At 71.0% G+C, this 22,203-nt stretch carries 22 protein-coding genes and 2 pseudogenes; 14 read left to right on the plus strand and 10 right to left on the minus strand.

The window, feature by feature from the left end; genetic code table 11:
* Window positions 1–2: 2 nt before the first annotated feature.
* Window positions 3–314 carry a hypothetical protein gene (locus O7624_RS08275; RefSeq protein ID WP_093410310.1) on the plus strand — a complete coding sequence of 104 codons (312 nt, stop codon included), beginning with the start codon at window positions 3–5 and terminating at the stop codon, window positions 312–314.
* 60 nt (window positions 315–374) lie between these two features.
* Here the strand turns inward: O7624_RS08275 and O7624_RS08280 are convergent, their stop codons facing one another.
* From O7624_RS08280 to O7624_RS08290, 3 genes and pseudogenes are all read right to left on the minus strand, one after another.
* Window positions 375–1,601 (minus strand): low temperature requirement protein A, encoded by a 1,227-nt coding sequence (locus O7624_RS08280; RefSeq protein WP_282239579.1) that lies wholly within the window; start codon window positions 1,599–1,601, stop codon window positions 375–377.
* A gap of 36 nt (window positions 1,602–1,637) precedes the next feature.
* A complete protein-coding gene (locus tag O7624_RS08285; RefSeq protein WP_282239580.1) occupies window positions 1,638–2,219 on the minus strand; it encodes an HhH-GPD-type base excision DNA repair protein in 582 nt (193 codons plus the stop codon).
* Window positions 2,220–2,406: 187 nt separating this feature from the next.
* A pseudogene (locus O7624_RS08290) lies at window positions 2,407–3,624 on the minus strand (S8 family peptidase); the annotation flags it as partial.
* Between the two features lie 176 nt (window positions 3,625–3,800).
* Here O7624_RS08290 and O7624_RS08295 point away from each other — a divergent pair.
* The 5 genes from O7624_RS08295 (at window position 3,801) to O7624_RS08315 (ending at window position 7,162) form a co-directional block, all read left to right on the plus strand.
* A complete protein-coding gene (locus O7624_RS08295) occupies window positions 3,801–5,285 on the plus strand; it encodes a methyltransferase (protein WP_282239581.1) in 1,485 nt (494 codons plus the stop codon).
* A 52-nt stretch (window positions 5,286–5,337) separates the two neighbouring features.
* Window positions 5,338–5,760: a D-aminoacyl-tRNA deacylase gene (dtd, locus tag O7624_RS08300; protein WP_093410298.1), complete on the plus strand. Its 423-nt coding sequence runs from the start codon at window positions 5,338–5,340 to the stop codon at window positions 5,758–5,760.
* A gap of 77 nt (window positions 5,761–5,837) precedes the next feature.
* Window positions 5,838–6,296: an SRPBCC family protein gene (locus tag O7624_RS08305; RefSeq protein ID WP_282239582.1), complete on the plus strand. Its 459-nt coding sequence runs from the start codon at window positions 5,838–5,840 to the stop codon at window positions 6,294–6,296.
* Window positions 6,293–6,631, plus strand: coding sequence for a metalloregulator ArsR/SmtB family transcription factor (locus tag O7624_RS08310; RefSeq protein WP_282239583.1), 339 nt, complete (start codon window positions 6,293–6,295; stop codon window positions 6,629–6,631). Before O7624_RS08305 ends, O7624_RS08310 begins: the two co-directional genes overlap by 4 nt.
* A 90-nt stretch (window positions 6,632–6,721) precedes the next feature.
* Window positions 6,722–7,162: an SRPBCC domain-containing protein gene (locus O7624_RS08315; RefSeq protein WP_282239584.1), complete on the plus strand. Its 441-nt coding sequence runs from the start codon at window positions 6,722–6,724 to the stop codon at window positions 7,160–7,162.
* A gap of 23 nt (window positions 7,163–7,185) precedes the next feature.
* Here O7624_RS08315 and O7624_RS08320 read toward each other — a convergent pair whose 3' ends face one another.
* Complete coding sequence (locus tag O7624_RS08320; RefSeq protein ID WP_282239585.1) at window positions 7,186–7,974, minus strand: sporulation protein; 789 nt, start codon at window positions 7,972–7,974, stop codon at window positions 7,186–7,188.
* 295 nt (window positions 7,975–8,269) lie between these two features.
* On the opposite strand from O7624_RS08320, the gene sigB reads away from it, so the two are divergent.
* The 4 genes from sigB to O7624_RS08340 all read left to right on the plus strand — a co-directional run bounded on the left by sigB (window position 8,270) and on the right by O7624_RS08340 (window position 10,664).
* Window positions 8,270–9,280, plus strand: coding sequence for an RNA polymerase sigma factor SigB (gene sigB / locus O7624_RS08325; protein ID WP_232511438.1), 1,011 nt, complete (start codon window positions 8,270–8,272; stop codon window positions 9,278–9,280).
* A 120-nt stretch (window positions 9,281–9,400) separates the two neighbouring features.
* Window positions 9,401–9,772 (plus strand): metalloregulator ArsR/SmtB family transcription factor, encoded by a 372-nt coding sequence (locus O7624_RS08330; RefSeq protein ID WP_282239586.1) that lies wholly within the window; start codon window positions 9,401–9,403, stop codon window positions 9,770–9,772.
* Complete coding sequence (locus O7624_RS08335) at window positions 9,769–10,260, plus strand: SRPBCC family protein (protein WP_282239587.1); 492 nt, start codon at window positions 9,769–9,771, stop codon at window positions 10,258–10,260. The genes O7624_RS08330 and O7624_RS08335 overlap by 4 nt, the downstream gene beginning before the upstream one ends.
* On the plus strand, window positions 10,257–10,664 hold the full coding sequence (locus O7624_RS08340; RefSeq protein ID WP_282239588.1) for a VOC family protein: 408 nt from the start codon (window positions 10,257–10,259) through the stop codon (window positions 10,662–10,664). The genes O7624_RS08335 and O7624_RS08340 overlap by 4 nt, the downstream gene beginning before the upstream one ends.
* Before the next feature lie 12 nt (window positions 10,665–10,676).
* Here the strand turns inward: O7624_RS08340 and O7624_RS08345 are convergent, their stop codons facing one another.
* The 3 genes from O7624_RS08345 to O7624_RS08355 all read right to left on the minus strand — a co-directional run bounded on the left by O7624_RS08345 (window position 10,677) and on the right by O7624_RS08355 (window position 15,412).
* Window positions 10,677–13,235, minus strand: coding sequence for a bifunctional GNAT family N-acetyltransferase/acetate--CoA ligase family protein (locus O7624_RS08345; protein WP_282239589.1), 2,559 nt, complete (start codon window positions 13,233–13,235; stop codon window positions 10,677–10,679).
* Between the two features lie 28 nt (window positions 13,236–13,263).
* Entirely contained in the window at window positions 13,264–14,445 is a 1,182-nt protein-coding gene (locus O7624_RS08350; RefSeq protein WP_093410279.1) for an acetoin utilization protein AcuC, read from the minus strand.
* Window positions 14,446–14,548: 103 nt separating this feature from the next.
* The gene (locus tag O7624_RS08355; RefSeq protein WP_282239590.1) at window positions 14,549–15,412 is read right to left on the minus strand and encodes a sulfurtransferase; all 864 of its coding nucleotides are present in this window, start codon (window positions 15,410–15,412) and stop codon (window positions 14,549–14,551) included.
* A 98-nt stretch (window positions 15,413–15,510) separates the two neighbouring features.
* On the opposite strand from O7624_RS08355, the gene O7624_RS08360 reads away from it, so the two are divergent.
* Window positions 15,511–16,200 (plus strand): metal-dependent transcriptional regulator, encoded by a 690-nt coding sequence (locus tag O7624_RS08360; RefSeq protein ID WP_093410274.1) that lies wholly within the window; start codon window positions 15,511–15,513, stop codon window positions 16,198–16,200.
* A 15-nt stretch (window positions 16,201–16,215) separates the two neighbouring features.
* On the opposite strand, the gene O7624_RS08365 is transcribed toward O7624_RS08360, so the two are convergent.
* Complete coding sequence (locus O7624_RS08365) at window positions 16,216–16,455, minus strand: DUF5522 domain-containing protein (protein ID WP_282239591.1); 240 nt, start codon at window positions 16,453–16,455, stop codon at window positions 16,216–16,218.
* A 42-nt stretch (window positions 16,456–16,497) separates the two neighbouring features.
* Here O7624_RS08365 and O7624_RS08370 point away from each other — a divergent pair, with 42 nt between their 5' ends.
* Window positions 16,498–16,839, plus strand: coding sequence for a YciI family protein (locus tag O7624_RS08370; protein ID WP_282239592.1), 342 nt, complete (start codon window positions 16,498–16,500; stop codon window positions 16,837–16,839).
* An 86-nt stretch (window positions 16,840–16,925) separates the two neighbouring features.
* Complete coding sequence (locus O7624_RS08375; protein ID WP_282240576.1) at window positions 16,926–18,125, plus strand: RNA polymerase sigma factor; 1,200 nt, start codon at window positions 16,926–16,928, stop codon at window positions 18,123–18,125.
* Here O7624_RS08375 and O7624_RS08380 read toward each other — a convergent pair.
* On the minus strand, window positions 18,122–19,072 hold the full coding sequence (locus O7624_RS08380) for a DUF2332 domain-containing protein (protein ID WP_282239593.1): 951 nt from the start codon (window positions 19,070–19,072) through the stop codon (window positions 18,122–18,124). The genes O7624_RS08375 and O7624_RS08380 overlap by 4 nt on opposite strands.
* Before the next feature lie 142 nt (window positions 19,073–19,214).
* Between O7624_RS08380 and O7624_RS08385 the strand changes: the two genes are divergently transcribed.
* Window positions 19,215–19,658, plus strand: a complete 444-nt coding sequence (locus tag O7624_RS08385) for an HIT family protein (protein WP_282239594.1) — start codon at window positions 19,215–19,217, stop codon at window positions 19,656–19,658.
* Here the strand turns inward: O7624_RS08385 and O7624_RS30635 are convergent.
* Window positions 19,616–22,030, minus strand: a pseudogene (locus O7624_RS30635) (vitamin B12-dependent ribonucleotide reductase); the annotation flags it as partial. The gene O7624_RS08385 and the pseudogene O7624_RS30635 overlap by 43 nt on opposite strands.
* Between the last annotated feature and the right edge of the window lie 173 nt (window positions 22,031–22,203).

The raw sequence follows: 22,203 nt of genomic DNA on the forward strand, positions 1-22,203 counted from the left end.
CGATGGACCGTCACGACGCGATCAAGCAGTTCCACGGCGGCGGCGACCGGATCGCCGATCTGATCGACGAGAGCCAGGCGGTGGGGCTGCCCGCCCCCGACACCGAGACCCCGATGGTCAGCCGGTCGGTCCGGCTGCCACTGGAGACGTACGAACGGGTCCGAGCCGCCGCCGACGCCCGGGGCATCGGCGTGACGACGCTGATGCGGCAGTGGATCGAGGCGGGCCTGGCCGACCTGGACGACTCGCCGACCGTCTCGCTGGCCGACGTCCGGCGGGCCATCGCCTCCCTGGCCCATCCGAGCGCCGCCTGACGGAATCCTGAACACCCCGGGCGCCCCGCGCCGAGCCCACCCGGCGGTCGGTGGCGCGGGTCAGGTCGGGAAGTTGGCCTCACCCGGATCCGGGCGGTCCAGCGGGGTTGCCGACGGTTCCATCGGCTGGTCACGAGCCCGCAACCCGTCCACGACGGCCACCACGGCCAGCCCACCGGCGACCACGGACAGCGCCAGCATCGGCGTGCCGAGCAGCAGCAACGGAGCGGACCCGACCAGCACGAGCATCATCAGCACCCGTCGGCGGGAGACCCGGGCGAAAATCTCGTACTCGAAACGGGTCCGTCCCAGCAGAAACAGGACCGGCCCTCCGACGACGAAGATCAGCCAGGCCGGCTCGACCCGGTCGAACGGCTTCACGATGACCAACTCGTAGCCCACTCCGGTGAGCAGCACACCGAGCACCATGACCAGGTGCGTGGTCGAGGCGGAGGCACCGAGCCGACCGGGCGACCGGGCCATCCGCAGCGCCTCGACGAGCAGGTGCCCGGCCCGGTGGAAGTAGATCCGCCAGAGCAGCGCGGTGGTGAGGAAGGCGACCGTGAAGGCCGCCGCCGCCAACCAGCCGAATCCCTCGCCGCTGTAGGTGATCCCGATGACCAGGATCGTCTCGCCCAACGCGATGAGAAAGATCTGCTGGTAGCGCTCCGCCATGTGCTCGCCGGCGATCCGCCAGGCCGAGACCGGCGCCCGACCGAGACCGGGCACCGGCCAACCCAGCAGGTATCCGGCCAGGTCGATGGTGATGGCCAGCGCCCACAGCCCGAACCGCAGGTCGGTGGGGCCGAGCGCACCGGCCAGCCAGAACACCCCCGCCACCGCCGCCCAGGCGGCCAGTCGCCACGGCACGGTACGGCGCGGATGTCGACCCAGCATGGCGGCGATCAGCAGCGGGCGGCCGATCACCGTCACCAGGTAGGCCACGACGAACGCCAGCGCCCGCTCCTCGAACCCCCGGGGCAGGGTGACGGCCATCACCAGGCCGCCGAACATCGTCGCGACCACGACGAACTGGATCGTCAGGGCGTCCGGGTCGTACCGGCTGGTGACCCAGGTGAGCAATGTCCAGACGTGCCACAGGGCCAGGAACAGGATCAGGGTCTCCAGGAAACCCAGCACGGTCAGCCCGTGCTCGACCTCGTCGATGTAGCGAACCGAGACCCGGGTCAGGGCGAAGACGAAGGCCAGGTCGAGAAAGAGTTCCAGGAAGGTGGCTCGCGTCGTTCCGTTTCCACCACGCAGCAGCGCGCCGCCCCGCTGCGCCATCGACCGCCCCCTGCCATCGTCTCGGAGGCAGCCCGGTCAGTCCACCCGCGCGCCCGCCTTGGCCGCCGCCTTCACCTGCTGTTTGTACTCCCGAACGAGGCGCAGTGACTCGGCATCGGTCACATCGGCGACGGACCGATGGGCCTCCGGATCGCCGTAGTGGCCGGCCGCCTCCCGCCAGCCCGGTGGCTGCACCCCGAACCGCTTACCGAGCAACGCGAGGAAGATCTGAGCCTTCTGCCGGCCGAATCCGGGCAGGGCGGTGAGTCGCCCAAGCAGCTCACGACCGTCGGCCGGATCCATCCAGAGCCGGGCGGCATCGCCGTCGTAGCGCTCGACCAACACCCGGCACACCTCCTGCACGCGGGCCGCCATCGCCTTGGGAAAGCGGTGCAGCGCGGGTGGCTGGGCGAAGATGGCCACCAGGGCCTCCGGATCGAAGCCGGCCAGCTCCCGGGCGTCCAGGTCGTGTCCGAGCCGCTGGGCCAGCACGTACGGCGAGGAGAATGCCTTCTCCATCGAGACCTGCTGGTCGAGCACCATGCCGACGAGCAGGGCCAGCGGGTCGCGGGCCAGCAGCTGGTTCGCCTCCGGGTCGATGGGCAGTACGAGCGTCATACCCTCATCCTGCCCGTACGCGCGGCCGCGACGTGCACTGACACCCAGCTCGACCCGAACCGGGTCCGGGCCGGCGCTGGCGGTGACCGCGGCCAGCGCGGCGAACCGGCCGGCGCACCGAGGACGCGACTCGGCCCGGCGGGTCGGTTCGCACCGTCCGCCGGGCCGGTCGATCAGGCGAGGATCAGTTCACCACGAACAGCAGACGGTTCGGGGAACCGCTGCCCGGGCTGGAAACCACGCCGGTGGTGGCGTTGTTGACCAGGTAGCTCTTGACCTGAGCCGGCGAGTAGGACGGGTTGGCGCCGAGCACGAGAGCGGCGGCACCGGCCACGTGCGGCGAGGCCATCGAGGTACCGCTGATGGTGTTGGTCGCGGTGTTGCTGGTGTGCCAGGCCGACGGGATGCTCGACCCCGGCGCGAAAATGTGCACGCACGAGCCGTAGTTGGAGAAGGAGGACCGGGAGTCGCTGCTGGTGGTCGAGCCGACGGTGATCGCGGTCGAGGTCCGGGCCGGCGAGTAGTTGCAGGCGTTGGCGCTGGAGTTGCCCGCCGCGACGGCGTAGCTGACGCCGGAGGCGATCGAGTTGCGCACCGCGTTGTCGATGGAGGTGCTCGCGCCGCCGCCCAGGCTCATGTTCGCCACGGCCGGCTTCACCGCGTTGGCGGTCACCCAGTTCACCCCGTTGACCACGCTGGTGGTGGTGCCGCCGCCGGAGCAGTTGAGCACCTTCACCGCGATCAGGCGAACGCCCTTGGCCACGCCGTACGTCGACCCGCCGACCGTGCCGGCGACGTGGGTGCCGTGGCCGTTGCAGTCGCTGTTGTTGCTGTCCACGGTGTTGGTGCCCCAGGTGGCCCGGCCACCGAACTGGCTGTGGCTCGTCCGGATGCCGGTGTCGATGATGTACGCCCGCACGTTCGAGGCGGTGTTCGGGTAGGTGAAGGTGCCGCTCAGCGGCCGGTTCCGCTGGTCGATGCGGTCCAGGCCCCAGGTCGGGTTGGTCTGGGTCGCCTGGATGGTCACCACCTGGTCCTGCTCCACGTAGGCAACCGCCGGGTTGGCGGCGAGGCGGGCCGCCTGGGTGGCGGTCATCTTGGCCGCGAAGCCGGTGAGCGCGGCGCTGTAGGTGTCGGAGACGCTGCCCCCGTACCGCTTGACCAGGGCGCTGGCCCGGTCCGGAACGGCGGACCGAGCCGTCGACGAACCGGCGGCGCCGACCGAGTCGGTGCGCAGGACGACCAGGTAGCTGCCGCTGACCGCGTTCGACGCGCCGGCGCCACGGATCTCGCCGGTGGGTGCGGCGACCGCCGCGGTGGTGCTGGCCGCCGAGACGGCCGCCGCGGTGGCGACGACGGCGAGCGCCCGGATGAGCTGCCGTCGCGCGGTGGACCCTGAGGACATCGTGCCTCCCTTACCTGGGCGGCCGACCGGGCTTCTGGCCGGGCGGTCCGCACCCTGGACTGAGTTGGAGGAATGCTAGCGCTAGATCGATGGATCTAACAGAGATGCACTTCGATTGATTTGCAATGTCACGGGCGGTGGTCTCCGGACCCGACCCCACCAGGCAGGATGACGGTGTGGACGGACACGACATGCTGCTCTCCCCCGCCGGCGTCGAAGCGCTGCGGGCCGCGTTGACCCGGGCTTCCTTCACCGCCAACGGCATCGCCACCCGGCTCGGCCCGCAGGCGACCGGCGGCGTCGCCCGCAACGACTTCCGGGCCGCGTTGCGCGCCACCGCCGACCGTGATCCCCTCGCCACCCTGATCCGGGTGTTCATCTGCGAGCAGACCGAGCCGGAAGCCGCGGTCGCCGCAGCGCTGGCGCCACTGCCGCTCGCCGACGCGCTCGACGCGGGACTTGTCGAACGGCACGGCGACGGGCTGCGGATGGGCATGGACCTGGAGCCGTACGGCGACGACTGGTGGGTTCTCGCGGACGTGCCGGCCAGCGCCCGCCCCGGCCGCCCGCTGCACGCCGAACACGTGCTCGGGATCGGCGGGGCGACGCAGACGATGATCGGCGCAGCCGTACGGCGCCCGGTGGACAGCGCGCTGGACCTGGGTACCGGCTCGGGCGTGCAGGCGTTGCACCTGGGCACCCACGCCCGGCGGGTCACCGCCACCGACGTGTCCCGGCGGGCGTTGCGCTTCGCCGCCACCACCGCCGCCCTCAACGGCCAGGACTGGGAGCTGCTGCACGGCGACCTGGTCGCCCCGGTCGCCGGCCGGCAGTTCGACCTCGTGGTGAGCAACCCGCCCTTCGTGGTCGGGCCGGGCACCACCACCCATGTCTACCGCGACTCCGGTCGGGTCGGCGACGCGATCGGCGCCGAGCTGACCGCCGCCGCCCCGGGCCTGCTCACCGAGGGTGGCACCATGCAGTACCTCGCCAACTGGGTGCACGTGGCCGGCGAGGACTGGGGTGAACGGGTCGCCGGCTGGTTCGCCGGCACCGGCCTGGACGCCTGGGTCATCCAGCGCGAGGTCGCCGACCCGATGGCGTACGTCAACCTGTGGCTTACCGATGTCGGGGAGGCCACCGACCCGCAACGGATGGCGGACTGGCTCGACTGGTTCGACGCGCACAAGGTGGAAGCGATCGGCTTCGGCATCGTCTCGCTGCGCCGCAGCGACCGTGACGACCCGGTGCTGCGGGTGGAGGATCTGCGCCAGCGGGTGCAACCACCGATGGGTGATCGGATCGCCGACTGGTTCGACCGGCAGGACTGGCTGCGCGTACGCGACACCGAGGGCCTGTTGGCCGCCCGCTACCGCGCCGCCGACGGGCTTCAGCTGCGTCAGGAGGCGACGATGGGCTCCGAGGGCTGGGCGGTGGACCGACAGGTCCTCGCCCTACCGAACGGGCTGCGGTGGACCGAGGAGATCGACCCGCTGGTGCTGGCCCTGGTGGGCGGGGCCGACGGGCGGATGCCGCTGCGTGACCAGCTCGCACTGCTCGCCGTCGCGCACGACGTGGCCGTCGACGAACTGGCCGAGGCGGCCGGGCCGATCGTGGCGCACCTGGTGGAGCGGGGCTTCATCGCGCCGGTGCAGCCGTGATGCGGCCGGTGCCGGCACGGTCGGCAAGCGCTCCCGCGCTGGTGGTCGACTGATGCGGGCAGTGGTGCAGACGGTCGGCCGGGCCAGCGTGACCGTCGATGGCGAGGTGGTCGGCGCGATCGACGACGGGCTGCTGGTGCTGCTCGGGGTGACCCACACCGACACCCCGGAGACCGCCCGGACGATGGCTCGCAAGGTGCACGAGTTACGCATCCTGGATGACGAGCGGTCGGCGGCGGATGCAGCCGCGCCGATCCTCGTGGTCAGCCAGTTCACCCTCTACGGCGACGCGCGCAAGGGCCGTCGGCCCACCTGGACCGCGGCCGCCCCGGCCGAGGTGGCGGAACCGCTCGTCGACGAGACGGTGCGGGCGCTGCGCCAGCGCGGCGCGACGGTCGAGACCGGCCGCTTCCGCGCACACATGCTGGTGGAGAGCGTCAACGTCGGTCCACGCACCATCCTTCTGGATCTGTAACGCAACCAGTGGTTGCACATGTCGACCGCGAGCCCTAGAGTCAGGCGCAACCACAGGTTGCATGTCTGGAGGAACTCATGGAGTACGGCAGCATCAAGCGGGAGATCCACATCGACGCCACACCAGAGGTGGTCTACGAGGTCGTCACGGCGCCCGAACATCTCCGGCAGTGGTGGCCGGACGACGCCGATCTCGATCCGGTCCCCGGTGCCACCGGGACCATCTCCTTCGGTGCGCCGCCCAACACCGAGGTCATGCCGCTGACCGTGGTGGCGGCCGACCCGCCGCGGCGCTTCTCGTTCCGATGGGTGTACGACGATATCGCCGTCGCGACGCCGACCAACTCGCTCCTGGTGACCTTCGACCTCGTCCCGTCGGGCAGGGGTACGCTGCTGCGTCTCACCGAGACCGGGTTCCGGGAGCGGGGCTGGGAGGCCGCCGTGCTCGAAGAGCACTACCGCGACCACGTCACCGGCTGGGACCACTTCCTGCCCCGCCTCGTCGACTACGTGGCCCGGCTGGTGTCGGCCCGATGAGTGTCGGTGTCGACGACGACCTCTGGTCCGCCGTCGGGGATCCGACCCGGCGGCGGATGCTCGACCTGCTACTGGCCGACGGCGGCGGTACGGCGACCACGCTGAGCGATCAGCTGCCGGTCACCCGGCAGGCGGTCGCCAAACACCTCGGCGTACTCGGCCGGGTCGGGCTCGTTCACGGCACGCCGGCCGGCCGGGAGCGCCGCTACGAGGTCGACGAGGCACAACTCGCCCGCGCTGTCGCGCAACTGTCGGCGGTCGGCGCGACCTGGGACGCACGGCTGCGACGGATCAAGCGGATCGCCGAGGCGATCCAGCGCGACCAGCCGAGCTGAACCACACCTGACGAATCGCCGCCATGCCCGTGGCGGCGCGATTCACCCTGCCCGTACTCGGGCCGCCCATCAAGAAGAAGAGGTACCAGAATGCTGGACATCCTGCACCGGGTCGGCGTCACGTCGGATCCCGAGGACGTGTACGCGGCCCTGACCACCGTCGACGGGCTCGCTAACTGGTGGACGACGGACACGGACGGCGACGGTGAGGTCGGCGGTGTGCTCCGGTTCCGGTTCATCCCGGGCGGCTTCGACATGAAGGTCCTGGAGAGCCGGCCCGCCGAGCTGGTGCTCTGGGAGGTCGTCGACGGCCCCGAGGAGTGGATCGGCACCCGGGTCCGCTTCGAGCTGAAGCGGGAGGACGACTTCACGATCGTGTTGTTCCGCCACGAGGGTTGGCGGGAGCCGGTGGAGTTCATGTACCACTGCAGCACCAAGTGGGCGATCTACCTGATGAGTCTCAAGCAACTGGTCGAGACCGGTAAGGGCGATCCCGCGCCGCACGACGTGCAGATCAGCAACTGGCACTGAGGTACGGCGCGGGATCGCGGAGTTCAGCCGAAGAGGCCGCGGCGTTGCAGCGACTGACGCAGCCAGCCGTCGAGCTGGGCGGCATAGTCGGTGTTGGCCGCCGAGGCGTGCTCGACGGCGAAGCGACCGAAGACGTCGCGGCCCTCGGTGAACAACCCACCCCGCTTGTCTAGCTCCAACACCACCTGCACGTGCCGGGGGTCGGTGACGAACGTGACCTCCAGCTGCTTCATCGCGCCCGCGTACTGCGGCGGCGGGTAGAACTCGATCTCCTGGTAGAACGGCAACGTCTGGTGGACGCCGTAGATGTGCCCGCGCTCCACGTCCGCTCGCGCGAACCGGAAACCGAGCCGCAGCAGCGCATCCAGCAGGCGCTCCTGGGCCGGCAACGGGTGCACCGCCACCGCGTCCAGGTCGCCCTTGTCGACGGCGCGCGCCACCTCCAGTTCGGTACGCAGACCCATCGTCATCCCGTGCAGGTGCTGCCCGTACAGCTCGGTGAGCGGGGTCTCCCACGGCACCTCGAACCGGAACGGGATGTCGTAGCGCTGCCCCGCTTCCAGCCGGAACGGGCCGGTGACCTGCTGCCGCTGGAACTCCTGGTTGGTGGCGTACTCATTGTCGCCGCTCTCCACCTCCACCCGGGTCAGCAGCCCCAGGGCCACGTAGGACACGTCGACTCCATGGTCACCGCCGGTGACCGCGATGCTGCCCTCCAGGTGGCCGCCCGGCCGGCAGTTCGGATTCGACAGCACCGTCTCCACCGACGGACCACCGACTCCCATCGCCTGCATGAGCCGTTTGAACACCACGATTGCCTCCGTCGCTCGATCGCCCGGCACCCGGGCAGGTAGGCCGGCCCGACAGCCGACCGCTGGCACGGTAACCGGCGCCAACAAGCCGAGCCGGCCGAACCGCCGGGCCACCGCGTCGCCGAGTGCCGACTCAACGACCGTCGGGCAACCCGGGCGATTTCCCGACGGTCGCTCACAGACTGTCGGTTCCCCGATCGCCTCACTCCCGTTTTACGCCCCGACGGCCAAGCTGTTTGTCACCGGCGCATCAGGCCGGCGGACACGGCACGGACGTGGACACGGGGAGACTGAGATGGCTCAGCAGATGACGGAGCACCGCACGCACGCCGGCACCGAGGCGGAGCACGGCGTGGACACCCTGACCGACCTGGACGCCACCGACGAGCGCGGCGTCTCCACCGACCTGGTCCGGGCATATCTCAACGGAATTGGTCGGACCAAGCTACTCACCGCCGTGCAGGAGGTGGACCTGGCGAAGCGGATCGAGGCCGGCCTGTTCGCCGAGGAGAAGCTCAGCACCTGCGTACCGGTCTCGGAGGAACTGCGCGCCGATCTGGAACTGGTCGCGCGGCAGGGCCGGGCCGCCAAGAACCACCTGCTGGAGGCGAACCTGCGGCTGGTGGTGAGCATCGCCAAGCGGTACACCGGTCGGGGCATGGCCTTCCTCGACCTCATCCAGGAAGGCAACCTCGGCCTCATCCGCGCCGTCGAGAAGTTCGACTACACCAAGGGCTACAAGTTCTCCACCTACGCCACCTGGTGGATCCGACAGGCCATCACCCGCGCCATGGCCGACCAGGCCCGCACCATCCGCATCCCCGTCCACATGGTCGAGCAGGTGAACCGGATGGTCCGCGCCCGGCGTGAGCTGACGGTGTCGCTGGGTCGGGAGCCCACGGTCGCCGAGGTGGCCCGCGCGCTCGACGTGCCGGAGTTCCAGGTGATCGAGCTGATCTCGTACGACCGGGAGCCGGTGAGTCTGGACCAGGCTGTCGGCGAGGACGGTGAGAGCGCCCTCGGTGACTTCGTCGCCGCCGTCGATCCGGCCGCTGGGCCCGGCGACGCCGCCGCCGCTGGCGAACTGCGCAACGAGGTGAGCATCGTGCTGGCCACGCTCTCGCAGCGGGAGCAGGCCGTGATCCGGTTGCGGTTCGGCCTCGACGACGGTCGGCAACGCACCCTGGACGAGGTGGGCCGGGAGTTCGGCCTCTCCCGGGAACGGATCCGGCAGATCGAGAAGGTGACCCTGCTCAAGCTGCGTGCCCCGGAGCGGGCGCAGCGGTTGGAGGCGTACGCCTGCTGAGCTGAGCGTTCGACCATCGGCCCCGGCGGTTCGCCGGGGCCGATGCGTGCGCGCCCCCTTGACGTGCGGACACCAAGCCGATAGAAACCTTTTGGTTATCAAACCGGAAGGTTATATGAAGTGCTCACTGACTTGGACGCCACCTTCGCTGCTCTCGCCGACCCCACGCGGCGCGCCATACTCGCCCGGCTGGCGGCCGGCGAGGCAACCGTCACCGAACTCGCCGCACCCTTCGCGATGAGTCAACCGGCCGTCTCCAAACACCTGCGCGTGCTGGAACGTGCCGGACTGGTCAGCCGGGGACGAGACGCCCAACGACGTCCATGCCGCCTCGAAGCCGCGCCGCTGCGTGCGGCCACCGCCTGGCTCGCCGCCTACCGCGAGCACTGGGCCGAGCGTTACCAGCGCCTCGACACCCTGCTCGACGAGCTGCGTTCGGTCGAGGAAGGGCAACCCGGCGTCGCAACGCCGGACGGTGGTGCGGCATCGTGATCGACGACCATCTGGTGGTCGACACGCCGGGCGATCGGGAGATCGTGCTGAGCCGGGTCTTCGAAGCACCGGCGCGGCTCGTGTTCGCCGCCTTCACCCGTCCTGACCTGATTGTCCGTTGGTACGGCGCACGCGGCTGGCAGCTGGTCGGCTGCGAGGTCGACCTGCGGGTCGGCGGGCGCTGGCGGTTCGAGTCGCAGGGCCCGGAGGGGCAGCGGATGGTCCAACGCGGGGTCTATCGGGAGATCACCGCTCCGCACCGGCTCGTCTGCACCGAACGCTTCGACGACCAGTCGTACCCCGGCGACACCCTGGTCAGCCACACGTTCACCGAGCTCGCCGGGCGGACCACCGTCACCACCACGCTGCGCTACGCCACCCCCGAGGGACGCGACGTCGCCCTGCGGTACCCGATGGTCCGTGGGATCACCGAGAGCTTCACCCGCCTCGCCGGACTGCTGGCGACGAGAACAGGAGGACAGCAATGAACTGGACGCTGGAAGTCGTTGTCGTACCGGTCTCCGACGTGGACCGGGCCAAGGCCTTCTACGCCGACCAGCTCGGTTTCGCCGTCGACCACGACACCGTGATCGGCGACGACGTACGCATCGTGCAGTTGACCCCACCCGGGTCGGGCTGCTCGATCGTCATCGGCAAGGGCGCCGTGCCGCAGATGCCACCGGGATCACTGAGGGGTCTGCAACTCGTCGTGCCGGACCTCGCCAAGGCCCGCGCCGAACTACTCGAACGCGGCGTCGAGGTGAGCGAGATCCAGGTGCTCGGCGAGAATCCGCGTCCGGTGCCGGAGCCATTGGACAATGTCGGCTTCGTCTTCTTCACCGACCCCGACGGCAACGCCTGGGCGGTGCAGCAGATCTCCAGCCGAGCCTGACCGGCCGCCCACTCACAATCGACGGGGACCGGTGTCGGGGCGCGGCGCGGCGGCGGAGCCGATCCGGACGTTCGCGTGCAGCACCGACAGACCATCGGGCCGGGCCAGCACCGGGTTCAACGTCAGCGCCCGGACCCGGGGCTGGTCGTCGGCGAGGCGACCGACCCGCAACAGCAGATCGGCCAGGGCGGCGCGATCGACCGGCGCGGCTCCCCGATGGCCACGAAGCAACGGTGCCGCCCGGGGCGCGTCGACCAGCTCGGCCGCGTCCCGGTCGGTCAACGGCACGGCTCGCCACGCCCGATCACCGAGCAGGTCCGTGGCGACCCCACCCAGCCCGAATCCAACCACCGGCCCGAACGCCGGATCCTCGACCAACTCCACGACACAGGCCACGCCGGGCGGCACCATCGGCTGCACCAGGACGTCCGAACCGAAGGCCGCCGACAGCTCCGCACAGGCGCGGCGCACGGTGGCGGCGTCCGGCAGGTCGAGGCGGACCGCACCGAGGTCGAGGCGGTGCCGCAATCCCGGGGCTGCGGCCTTGAGCGCCACCGGGAAGCCGAGCCGGGTGGCCACCTCGACCGCCTCGTCGACCGACGAGACCGGCACCGACTCGACCACGTCGATGCCGTACGCGGCCAATAACGCCGCCACGTCGGTGTCGTCAGCCCGCAGCGCCGCCTGCGCCGCCGCCGGGTCGACGCCGGGCAGTTCCGGCAGGGTTCCGGTCGGCCGACGCAGCCATTGCGCGTACGCGGTGACCCGGGCCAGCGCCCGGACCGCCTCCTCCACGCTCGGGTAGGAGGGCATCCCGGCCGGGGCACGGCCGACCAGGAAGGTGGCCACCGCCGGCTTGCCACCGGAGAGCGCCGCCGGCAGGGCAGCGGTGAAATCGGCCTCGGTGCCGGTGAACTGGCCGGGCAGCGGCGGGGCGAAGAGCGCCACCAGCGCGTCGACCGCATCGTCGGCGGCGGCTCCGGCCAACGCCTCGGCGAACTCGGCCGCGCTGGCGCTCGGACCGACATCCCGCGGGTAGCCGTCGGCGACGGTGAGCCCCTGGGTTGCGCAGGCGGTGGCCGCGAGACCGGTCAGCGCCGAGGAGTTACCGACCACGCCGACCCGGTCACCGGCCGGCAGCGGCTGGTTGGCCAGCAGCACCCCGATGTCGAGCAGCTCACCGACGGTGTCCACCCGGATCACCCCGGACTGGGCGAACAGCGCGCTGACCGCCGTGGCGTCCGGGCCGGCGACGTCACCGACACCCGGCGGGCGGGCCGGCGAGGCCAAGGCCACCACCGGCTTGTCCCGGCCGATACGCCGGGCCAGCCTGGCGAACTTGCGCGGGTTACCGAAGGTCTCCAGGTACAGCATGATCACGTCGGTGCCGGGGTCGTCCTGCCAGTACTGCAACAGGTCGTTACCGGAGACATCGGCCCGGTTGCCGGCCGAGACGAAGCTGGACAGACCGAGCCCCCGCCGGTCCGCCTCCGCCAGCAGCGCCACACCGAACGCACCGGACTGGCTGAAGATGCCGACCCGGCCCGGCACCGGCAGGCGCGGGGCGAGGGTGGCGTTGAGGCGTACGCCCGGGTCGGTGTTGGCCACCCCCAGACAGTTCGGGCCGATCACCCGCATGCCCGCGGCGTGGGCCGCGCGGACCAGGGCACGCTGCGCGGCGGCGCCCTCGACGCCAGCCTCGGCGAAGCCGGCAGAGATCACGACCAGGCCGTGCGCCCCGGCCGCCGCGGCGTCGGCGACCACCGACGCGGCGGCCTCCGGGGGCACCGCCACCACCGCCAGGTCGACCGGTAGCCCGGCGTCGGCCGCCGACGGGTACGCGGGCAGCCCGGCCACCCGCGCGGCGCTCGGGTGCACCGGCACCACCGACCCGGTGAACCCGCCGTCGCGCAGGTGCCCGAGCACCGCGGCCCCCACACCCTGACCGGTGGCACTGGCACCGTAGACGGCAACGCCACGTGGGGCGAGCAGCCGGGCGACGGACCGCGCCTCGGTGCGATGCTCCCGCCCGCGCTGCACCTCCAGGGTCGTTTCGGTGGGCGCGATCGGAAAACTGAGGTGCACCACCCCGTCGGCGAACTGGCGCTGGATCTGGTACCCGAAGTCGGCGAAGACCCGCAGCATCTGCCCGTTGGCCGGGAGCACCTCGGCCACGAAGTTGACGATCCCGGCCCGGCGGGCGGCGTCGGCGAGATGCTCCATCAGCACCGATCCGATGCCCCGCCCCTGGTAGGCGTCCTCGACCACGAAGGCCACCTCGGCGTCGGGCGAGGCCGGGCCGAGCCGTTCGTAGCGGCCCACGGCGACGATCCGGTCGCCGGCCAGGACCACGAACGCCTCCCGATCACGGTGGTCGACGTTGACGAAGCGGCGCAGATCCCGCTCCGGGATCCGCGGGTACGGCGAGAAGTAGCGCAGGTAGCGGGTGCGTTCGGAGAACCGGGAGTGCATCGCCACGATCTCGGGCGCGTCGGACGGCGCGATCGGTCGCAACTGGACCGTGCTGCCGTCGCTGAGCAGCACGTCCACGGTGTGTTCGGCTGTGGTCACCTCGGACGGCCCTCCCCGGCCGGCTCAGTCAGTCACGCGGATCGTGCGGGTCGAGGCCGAGCAGCGGGAAGACCGCCTTCCGGGTCGCCGCGATCGCCCGGTCCACCGGGCTCGGCTCCCCGGTGGGCTGCCACGGCTCGTAGCCCGGGTCGACGTCGTCGGTCATCCGCAGCGGTACGTCGAGGCCGGGCCGGCGGGCCGTGGCCAGTTCCCGCCAGGCCGGCGGGGTCAGCGTTGCCGGATCCAACGGCGCGCCGGTGGCCACCGCCAGCAGATGCGTCCAGGCCCGGGGCACCACCTCGACCAGGGCGTACCCGCCACCGCCGGTGGCCACCCAGCGTCCGTCGCACAACTCGTCGGCGAGCGCCCGCAACGCCAGGTAGGTGGCGCGCTGCCCGTCGACGGACAGGTGCAGGTCGGCCAGGGGGTCGACGCGATGGGCGTCCGCCCCGCACTGGGTGAACAGAAGTTGTGGGCGGAACGCCCGGAGGACCGACGGCACGACCGCGTGGAAGGCACGCTGCCAACCGGCGTCCTGAACCCCGGGCGGCAACGGGATGTTGACTGCGGTGCCGGCGGCGTTCGGGCCACCGGTCTCGTCGGGGAAGCCGGTGCCGGGGAAGAGGGCGAGCGGAGTCTCGTGCAGGCTGACCGTCAGCACCCGGGGGTCGTCCCAGAAGATCTGCTGCACCCCGTCGCCGTGGTGCACGTCGATGTCGACGTACGCGATGCGCTCGGCCCCCAGGTCGAGCAGCCGGGCGATGGCCACCGCCGGGTCGTTGTAGACACAGAACCCGGCGGCGCGGGCCGGCATCGCGTGGTGCAGGCCACCGGCGACGTTGACCGCCCGGCGGGCCGTACCCCGCCACACCGCCTCGGCCGCGATCACGCTCGCCCCGGCGACAAGCGCGCTGGACTCGTGCATCCCGTCGAAGACGGGATTGTCCGAAGTGCCCAGACCGAACCCGGCGAAGAGCGGGTCGCGCGGCGCGATCCGGACCGCGTCGAGGTAGCGCGGGTCGTGCACCCGGGTGAGCAGGTCATCGTCGGCGGGCACCGGCGGCACCAGCCGCACCCCGGCCCGTTCCAGGATGCCCAGTTCCCGAGCGAGGGCGATGGTCAACTCCACCCGCACCGGATCGAGTGGGTGGTCACCGAGGTCGTAGGCGAGCAGCGACTCGTCCCACACCACCACCGTGTCGTCGGACATCTGCCCATGGTCGCACGAGGGCCGGTCGGCGGTCCGGCAGCCGGGCCGCCAACCGGTCACACGTTGCCCTCGGTCCGCGCCCGCCGGTCGCCGACGCGGTCGGTCAGGCGTCGGACCGGTCAGGCGGCGGTTCGGTGGCCACCGGTCGGTCCGGGTCGGCGACCCAGTTGCTCCACGAGCCGACGTAGAGCGCGGCGTCCGGGCGGCCGGCCAGATGCAACGCGAACACGGCCTGGGCCGCGGTCACCCCGGATCCGCAGTACGCCCCGACCGGCGCCTCGGCGGCCACGCCGGCAGCGACGAAACGGTCCCGCAGCGCCTCGGCAGCCGGGAAGCGTCCCTCGGCGACATACTCGGGGGCGGGCAGGTTCACCGCGCCGGGGATGTGGCCGGCGACCGGATCGATGGGCTCGTGCTCGCCCCGGTAGCGGGGCGCGGCCCGCACGTCGATCAGGACACCGTCGCCGGCCGCCAGACGAGCGGCTGCCGCGGCGTCCAGCACCGGCAGGGCTCCCGGGCGGACGGTCACGTCACCCGGCCGCGGAGCGGGTTGGTCGGTGCTCACCGGCAGGCCGGCCGCCGTCCAGGCCGGGTAGCCGCCGTGCAGCAGCCGGACCGGTCGATGCCCCGCCCAGCGCAGCGTCCACCAGGCTCGGGCCGCCGACATGCCGTCGCCACCGTCGTACACCACCACGGGATGACCGGTCCGCACGCCGGCCGCCCGCAACGCCGCCTCCAGCGCGACCGGTTCGGGCAGCGGATGCCGCCCGGCCGGGCCGGGAGCGCCGCACAACGCGGTGTCCAGGTCGACGAAGACGGCACCCGGCAGGTGTCCCGCCAGGTAGTCGTCCCGTCCGGGTGCCCCGGCCAGACGCCAGCGGACATCGAGCAGGGTCGGCGGGTCGGTTCCTTCGAGTTCGGCGGCGAGCCGCTCGGCCTCGACCAGAAGATCCTCAGTAGCGGACATGGCCCACAGTCAACACCATGAGTGACATTCCCTACGGTTCGGCGACAGACGTCCGGGGCGCGGGAGGGTACCATCAAGGCTGGAGGGCCGCTGAAACCATGAAGTCTCACGACCTGGTCGATACGACCGAAATGTACTTGCGTACGATCCTCGAACTCGAGGAGGAGGGCGTGCCTCCGTTGCGCGCCCGGATCGCCGAACGCCTGCGCCAGAGCGGCCCCACGGTCAGTCAGACCGTCGCCCGGATGGAACGCGACGGCCTGCTCACCGTCGAAGGTGACCGGCACCTCAGCCTCACCGAGCAGGGACGCAGCGCCGCCGTCTCGGTGATGCGCAAACACCGGCTCGCCGAGCTGCTGCTGGTCAACGTGATCGGGATGCCCTACGAGGAGGCCCACGAAGAGGCCTGCCGCTGGGAGCACGTGATGAGCGACGCGGTCGAGAAGCGGGTCTACGACCTGCTCAACCGGCCGACCCGGTCGCCGTACGGCAACCCGATCCCAGGTCTGGACGAGTTGGGCTCGCCGGGCCAGGCCGAGCCCGAACCGATCGACGGCGAGCGAAACCTGGCCTTCCCCGGCCTGACCGGCACTGTCGTCGTACGCCGAATCTGCGAGAGCGTACAAACCGACGCCGAGGTGCTCCGTCAACTGCACGCGGCCGGCGTCGACCCGGGTGCCACGGTGACGGTCGCGCAGGAGCGCGATTCCGTGTCGATCGACCGCTCCGGCGAGAGCGTCCGGTTGCCCCGGGAGATCGCCTCCCGGGTCTTCGTCGCCGCCGCCTGACCCGAAGCCGGTCTCTCAGCTCACGTACGGGCAGTGGCGACAGCCCCGGCCGCAGCAGGTGCCGCGCCGGGCCAGGAATCCGGCCGTGAGGACGAACAGGCCGGTGTCCGGGTCGAGGTAGCCGGCGTCGCCCGCGGCCAAGGCTTCGGCGTGCGCGGTGAGGATGTGCTGCCGGCCGGGGTGATCGGGCGGCAGCCGCGTCGGATGCGGCTCGGTCAGTGGCCGTGCCGCCAGGGGCCGTCGTTCTCCGCTCATCACCGGCAGTCTAGGTTTCCCGAAGTCGATGAAGGAGACCTCATGGCCCAGTACGCAGTCGTGATCTACTCGCCGGCACCGGCCGATCCGATGGACCTCACCCCCGACTACGTCGCCTTGCTGGAGCGGTATCCCGCGCAGGTGGCCGAGCTGGGCGGGCAGATCGTGACGGGCTACGCCCTGCAACCGAGCACCACCGCCACCGCGGTACGCGGCGACCTCGTCACCGACGGCCCCTTCATCGAGGCCAAGGAGGTCGTCGCCGGGTTCTTCGTCCTGGAGGCGCCCGACCTGGACACCGCTGTGCAGATCGCCAAGTTGAACCCGGCCACCATTCACGGCGGGGTGGAGGTTCGGCCGCTGTTCGAGCCGCCCGCCGAGTGAGCGACGGCGAGCGGACCGTCGTGCCGGCCACGGCAGCCGAGGTCGAACGGGCCGTCGCGGACGCGCACCACCGCGAGTGGACCTTCGTGCTCGCCGCCACGGCGCGCGTCGCCGGTGACTTCGACCTCGCCGAGGAGAGCGTCCAAGAGGCGTACGTGGCCGCGCTCGGCACCTGGGGCAGGGACGGCGTACCGGAGCGGCCCGGTGCCTGGCTCACCGCGACAGCGCGCCGGAAGGCAGTCGACGTACTGCGCCGACGGCAGGTGCTCCGCGCGAAACTGCCCCTGCTCGTGGAGCCGGACCACGCCGAACCGGACGTCCCGGACGAGGTGGCCGTGCCGGACGACCGGCTGCGCCTCGTCTTCACCTGCTGCCACCCGGCGCTCGCCCGGGAGGCGCAGGTCGCGCTCACCCTGCGCCTGGTCTGCGGCGTGAGCACCGCCGACATCGCCAGCGTCTTCCTGGTCCCCGAACCGACCATGGCCGCTCGGCTCACCCGTGCCAAGAAGAAGATCGCCGCCGCCCGGATCCCCTACCGGGTCCCCGAGGCCACCGAACTACCCGAACGGCTCGACCCGGTGCTCGCCGTCGTACACCTGCTCTACACCACCGGACACACCGCGCCCACCGGCGACGACCTGCTCCGCGCCGACCTGGCCGACCGCGCGCTGCACCTGGCCCGGACGCTGGCGGCCCTGCTACCCGACGAGCCGGAGGTACGCGGGCTGCTCGCGCTGCTGCTGCTCACCGACGCACGCCGGGCCACCCGTACCGACGCCGAGGGCCGGCTGCTGCGGCTGGAGGATCAGGACCGTTCCGGTTGGGACCGGGACGCCATCGCTGAGGGGCGTCGCCTGGTGCTCGACACGTTCCGCACCGGACGCACCGGCCGGTACGCGCTGCAAGCCGCCATCGCCTCGCTGCACGCCCTCGCGCCCAGCTACGAGACGACCGACTGGCCTCAGATCGTCAAGCTCTACGACGTGCTGCTGGACCGCTGGCCCTCGCCGGTGGTGTCGTTGAACCGGGCGGTGGCGATGTCGATGGTGGACGGACCGGCCGTGGCGCTCACCGAGGTCGACGCTCTCGCCCAGGACCCGCGGCTGGCCGGCTACCACTACCTGCCGGCGATCCGGGCCGACCTGCTGCGCCGGCTCGGCCGCGACGCCGAGGCGGCGCAGGCGTACCGGATCGCCCTGGATCTGGTCGACAACGATGCCGAACGCGACTTCCTCAGCACCCGTCTCGGCGAGGTCACTGCCCCCACAGAATCTGGACACGGCTAGCCGAACCAGGTGATCTCCTGCCCGTGTCCGCGCGTCCAGGCCAGCGGCTGCCCGTCGAGCGCGAGCACGTTGAGGTGCGCGTCGCTCGGTGGCTGTGGCAGTGCGGCGTACCGCAGCACGCTCGGCCCCTCGTTGGCGATCCAGTGGCCGGGCAGCCGGCGTACCTCCTCGGCGAAGGCCGACCGGCGCGGCGTCGGCACCAGATAGAGCACGCTGGTGTGGAAGACCACCAGGGTGGCATCGGCCGGTGCCTGCGCGGCCAGCGCCCGCAGATCGTCGACCAGGTCACCACGAACCAGCAGCGGCGGGTCGGCGGCTGCGACGGTCGCCGCCGCCCGCAGCCGGTTCCGGCGGTGCTCGTGCTCCGGCCAGATCAGGGCGTCGAGCCAGGCCAGGTCAGCAGGATCGGTCACGTCGAGCGGATTCAGGTCCAGACCGGCCCGCCACACCACCTCCGGCCGATGGTCCGGCGGCGTCAGGTTGCTGGCCACGCAGTCGAGCACCGGCTCCTCCGTGCCGATCAGGTGGCCACCGGGTGCGCTGCCGGCATACCGGTACGCGTACCGGTCCGGGTAGAGGCAGAGACCGGCGGAGGCACCGACCTCCAGCAAGGCAAGCGGCTGCGGGAGCGCCGCGAGCAACGGCAGCAGTACGGCGCAGCGACCGGCCTCGTTGGTTTGCGTGACCCGGGTGCGGACCTCCGCCTCCACCGTCGACCAGTTGGCCACGAGGTAGTCATGGAACGCGGCCGGTTCGTCGACCGGCCCGCCGAGCAGGCGTACCACGCTGAACAGCAGGTTCGGCTGCTGCTTGGCCTCCGGCAGGGTGCCGAGCAGGCCGAGCAGTTCCTCGTCGCGGGACACCGCGTGGGCCAGCCGCTCGTACGAGGGAGAAACCCCGCGCGCCTCGCGCTCGGCGAACCAGACGTAGCGCTGAGCGATCCTCATGTGGTCGATCATCCCAACAACACGGTCACTGTGAACGGTGACCTCCATCGCCGCCGCTCGCCACGAATCTTGGTGCGAAACCGCCCTCCGAGGGGCGGTTTCGCACCAAGATTCCATGGTTGTCGCTCGATACGGTCGCGGGATGGACTGCTATGTGTGCCGCAACGAGGAGCGATTCGACACACTGCCGCCCCGGGAACGCGTCGACGCAGACGAGCAGTGGCGGGTGGTGCACGCGTTCGACAGCCGGCTACCCGGCTGGCTGGTGCTCGTACCCCGCCGGCACGTCACGTCGATTGCCGAATTGACCGACGCCGAGGCGGCGAGCCTCGGCACCTGGCAGGTCCGGCTCTCCCGGGCGCTGACCGCCGTCACCGGCTGTGTGAAGACCTACGTCATGCAGTACGCCGAACAAGCCGGCTTCGCGCACGTGCAGCCAATCTTGGTACGAAAGTGCCCCTGGAACGGCGGCTTCGGTCCAAGATCGCAAGAGACGAACGAGCCCCGGGCGATCCACCGCCCGGGGCTCGTTGCGTGCTTGGGTCAGCTGCAGCCGCTTGTGGAGCCGCAGCCCTCGCAGACGTAGCAGCTACCGGCCGGGCGCATCTTCGTACCGCAGGTGAAGCAGAGCGGCGCGTCGGCGGCCTTGCCGATCACGGCCTCCAGCAGCTCGGTGCTGGAACCGACCGGCGGTGCCGGCTTGACCGCGGCGACGTCGGCGAGTTCCTGGGCTGGCTGGGCGACCGCTCCGGCCTTCGGCTCCTCCGGCTTGGCCTCCACCGGGGCGGAGGCAGCCATCGCGGTCAGGTCCGCGCCGTTCGCCTCGGCCTCGGCCTCGGCGGCGAGCTGGGCGGCCCGCTCCTTGGCGGTGAAGATGCCCAGTTCGGCGCGGCGCTCGTAGGGCAGGAAGTCCAACGCCAGGCGACGGAAGATGTAGTCCATCACCGAGGCGGCCATCCGCACGTCCGGGTCGTCGGTCATACCGGCCGGCTCGAAGCGCATGTTCGTGAACTTGCTGACGAACGTCTCCAGCGGCACGCCGTACTGCAGGCCGATGGAGATGGCCACCGAGAAGGCGTCCATCACGCCGGCCAGGGTGGAACCCTGCTTCGACATCTTGAGGAAGACCTCGCCGAGGCCGTCGTCCGGGTACGACGAGGCGGTGAGGTAGCCCTCGGCCCCGCCCACGGAGAAGGAGATGGTCTCCGACGGGCGCTTCTTCGGCAGCCGCTTGCGCACCGGGCGGTACTCGACGACCTTCTCCACCACCGGCTCGACAGTGGTGGAGGTCGCCTCCGGCTCGGCGGCCTTCTTCTTCGCCGCCGACAGCGGCTGGCCGACCTTGCAGTTGTCCCGGTAGATCGCCAGCGCCTTGAGGCCGAGCTTCCAGCCCTCGAAGTAGATCTTCTCGACGTCCTCGACGGTGGCCTGCTCCGGCATGTTGACCGTCTTGGAGATGGCGCCGGAGATGAACGGCTGAACCGCCGCCATCATCCGCACGTGGCCCATCGGCGCGATGGAGCGCTCGCCCATCGCGCAGTCGAAGACCGGGTAGTGCTCCGGCTTGAGGCCGGGGGCGTCCACCACGTGACCCTGGTCGGCGATGTGCTCGACGATCGCCTCGACCTGCTCCTCCGGGTAGCCGAGGGAGCGCAGGGCGCGCGGCACGGTCTGGTTGACGATCTGCATCGAGCCGCCGCCGACCAGCTTCTTGAACTTGACAAGCGCCAGGTCCGGCTCCACTCCGGTGGTGTCGCAGTCCATCATCAGGCCGATGGTGCCGGTCGGCGCGAGCACGCTGGCCTGGGAGTTGCGCCAGCCGTTCTTCTCACCGATCTTGTTGCCGAGGGTCCACTGCTTGGTGGCCTCGCGGACCAGCGCGGTGGCCACCGTGCCAGACGGCTTGATCTCGTCGTTGGCCGCGGCGTGCTTGCGCATCACCCGCTTGTGCGGCTCCGCGTTGCGGACGTAGCCGTCGTACGCGCCGACGATGCCGGCCAGTTCGGCCGAGCGGCGGTACGCCGTGCCGGTCATCAGCGAGGTGATCGCAGCGGAGAGCGAACGCCCCTGGTCCGAGTCGTACGGCAGGCCGGAGGCCATCAGCAGGGCGCCCAGATTGGCGTAGCCGATGCCGAGCTGCCGGTACGCCCGGGTGGTCTCACCGATCTTCTGGGTCGGGAAGTCGGCGAAGCAGATCGAGATGTCCATCGCGGTGATGACCAGCTCGACCGACCTGACGAACTTCTCCACCTCGAAGCCGCCGTCGGCGCGGAGGAACTTCATGAGGTTCAGCGAGGCCAGGTTGCACGAGGAGTTGTCCAGGTGCAGGTACTCCGAGCACGGGTTCGACGCGGTGATTCGGCCGGTCTCCGGGCAGGTGTGCCAGTCGTTGATGGTGTCGTCGTACTGAAGGCCGGGGTCGGCGCACTCCCAGGCGGCCTGGGAGATGGTGCGGAACAGCTTCTTCGCGTCGATGGTGTCGATCACCGAGCCGTCGAGCCGGCCGCGCAGGTCGAAACCGCTGCCGCCCTCCACCGCCGACATGAACTCGTCGGAAACCCGGACCGAGTTGTTGGCGTTCTGATACTGAACGCTGACGATGTCGGAACCGCCCAGGTCCATGTCGAACCCGGCGTCGCGCAGCGCGCGGATCTTGTCTTCCTCGCGCGCCTTGGTGACCACGAACTCTTCGATGTCGGGGTGGTCGACGTCGAGGATGACCATCTTGGCCGCGCGTCGGGTGGCGCCACCGGACTTGATGGTGCCGGCGCTGGCGTCGGCGCCGCGCATGAAGCTGACCGGACCGGAGGCGGTGCCGCCGGAGGACAGCAACTCCCGGGAGGAGCGGATCCGGGACAGGTTGACCCCGGAACCGGAGCCACCCTTGAAGATCAGCCCTTCCTCTTTGTACCAGTCGAGGATCGAATCCATCGAGTCGTCGACGGCGAGGATGAAGCAGTTGTGCACCCGCAGGTTGCCGGCCAGAAACTCGCCGCTCTCGGTCTGGATGTCGTAGACCTCCATCGACCCGATCGGCTCGATGCGGTCAATCTCCAGCCGCTTGACGTCCGCAGCGGGCCGGCCCGGCTTGGCGAAGCCCGCTTCGAGCTTGGCCATCTTCTCCGCGCCGA

It is taken from the genome of Verrucosispora sp. WMMD1129 (genome assembly GCF_029581255.1).
GTDB lineage: Bacteria > Actinomycetota > Actinomycetes > Mycobacteriales > Micromonosporaceae > Micromonospora > Micromonospora sediminimaris.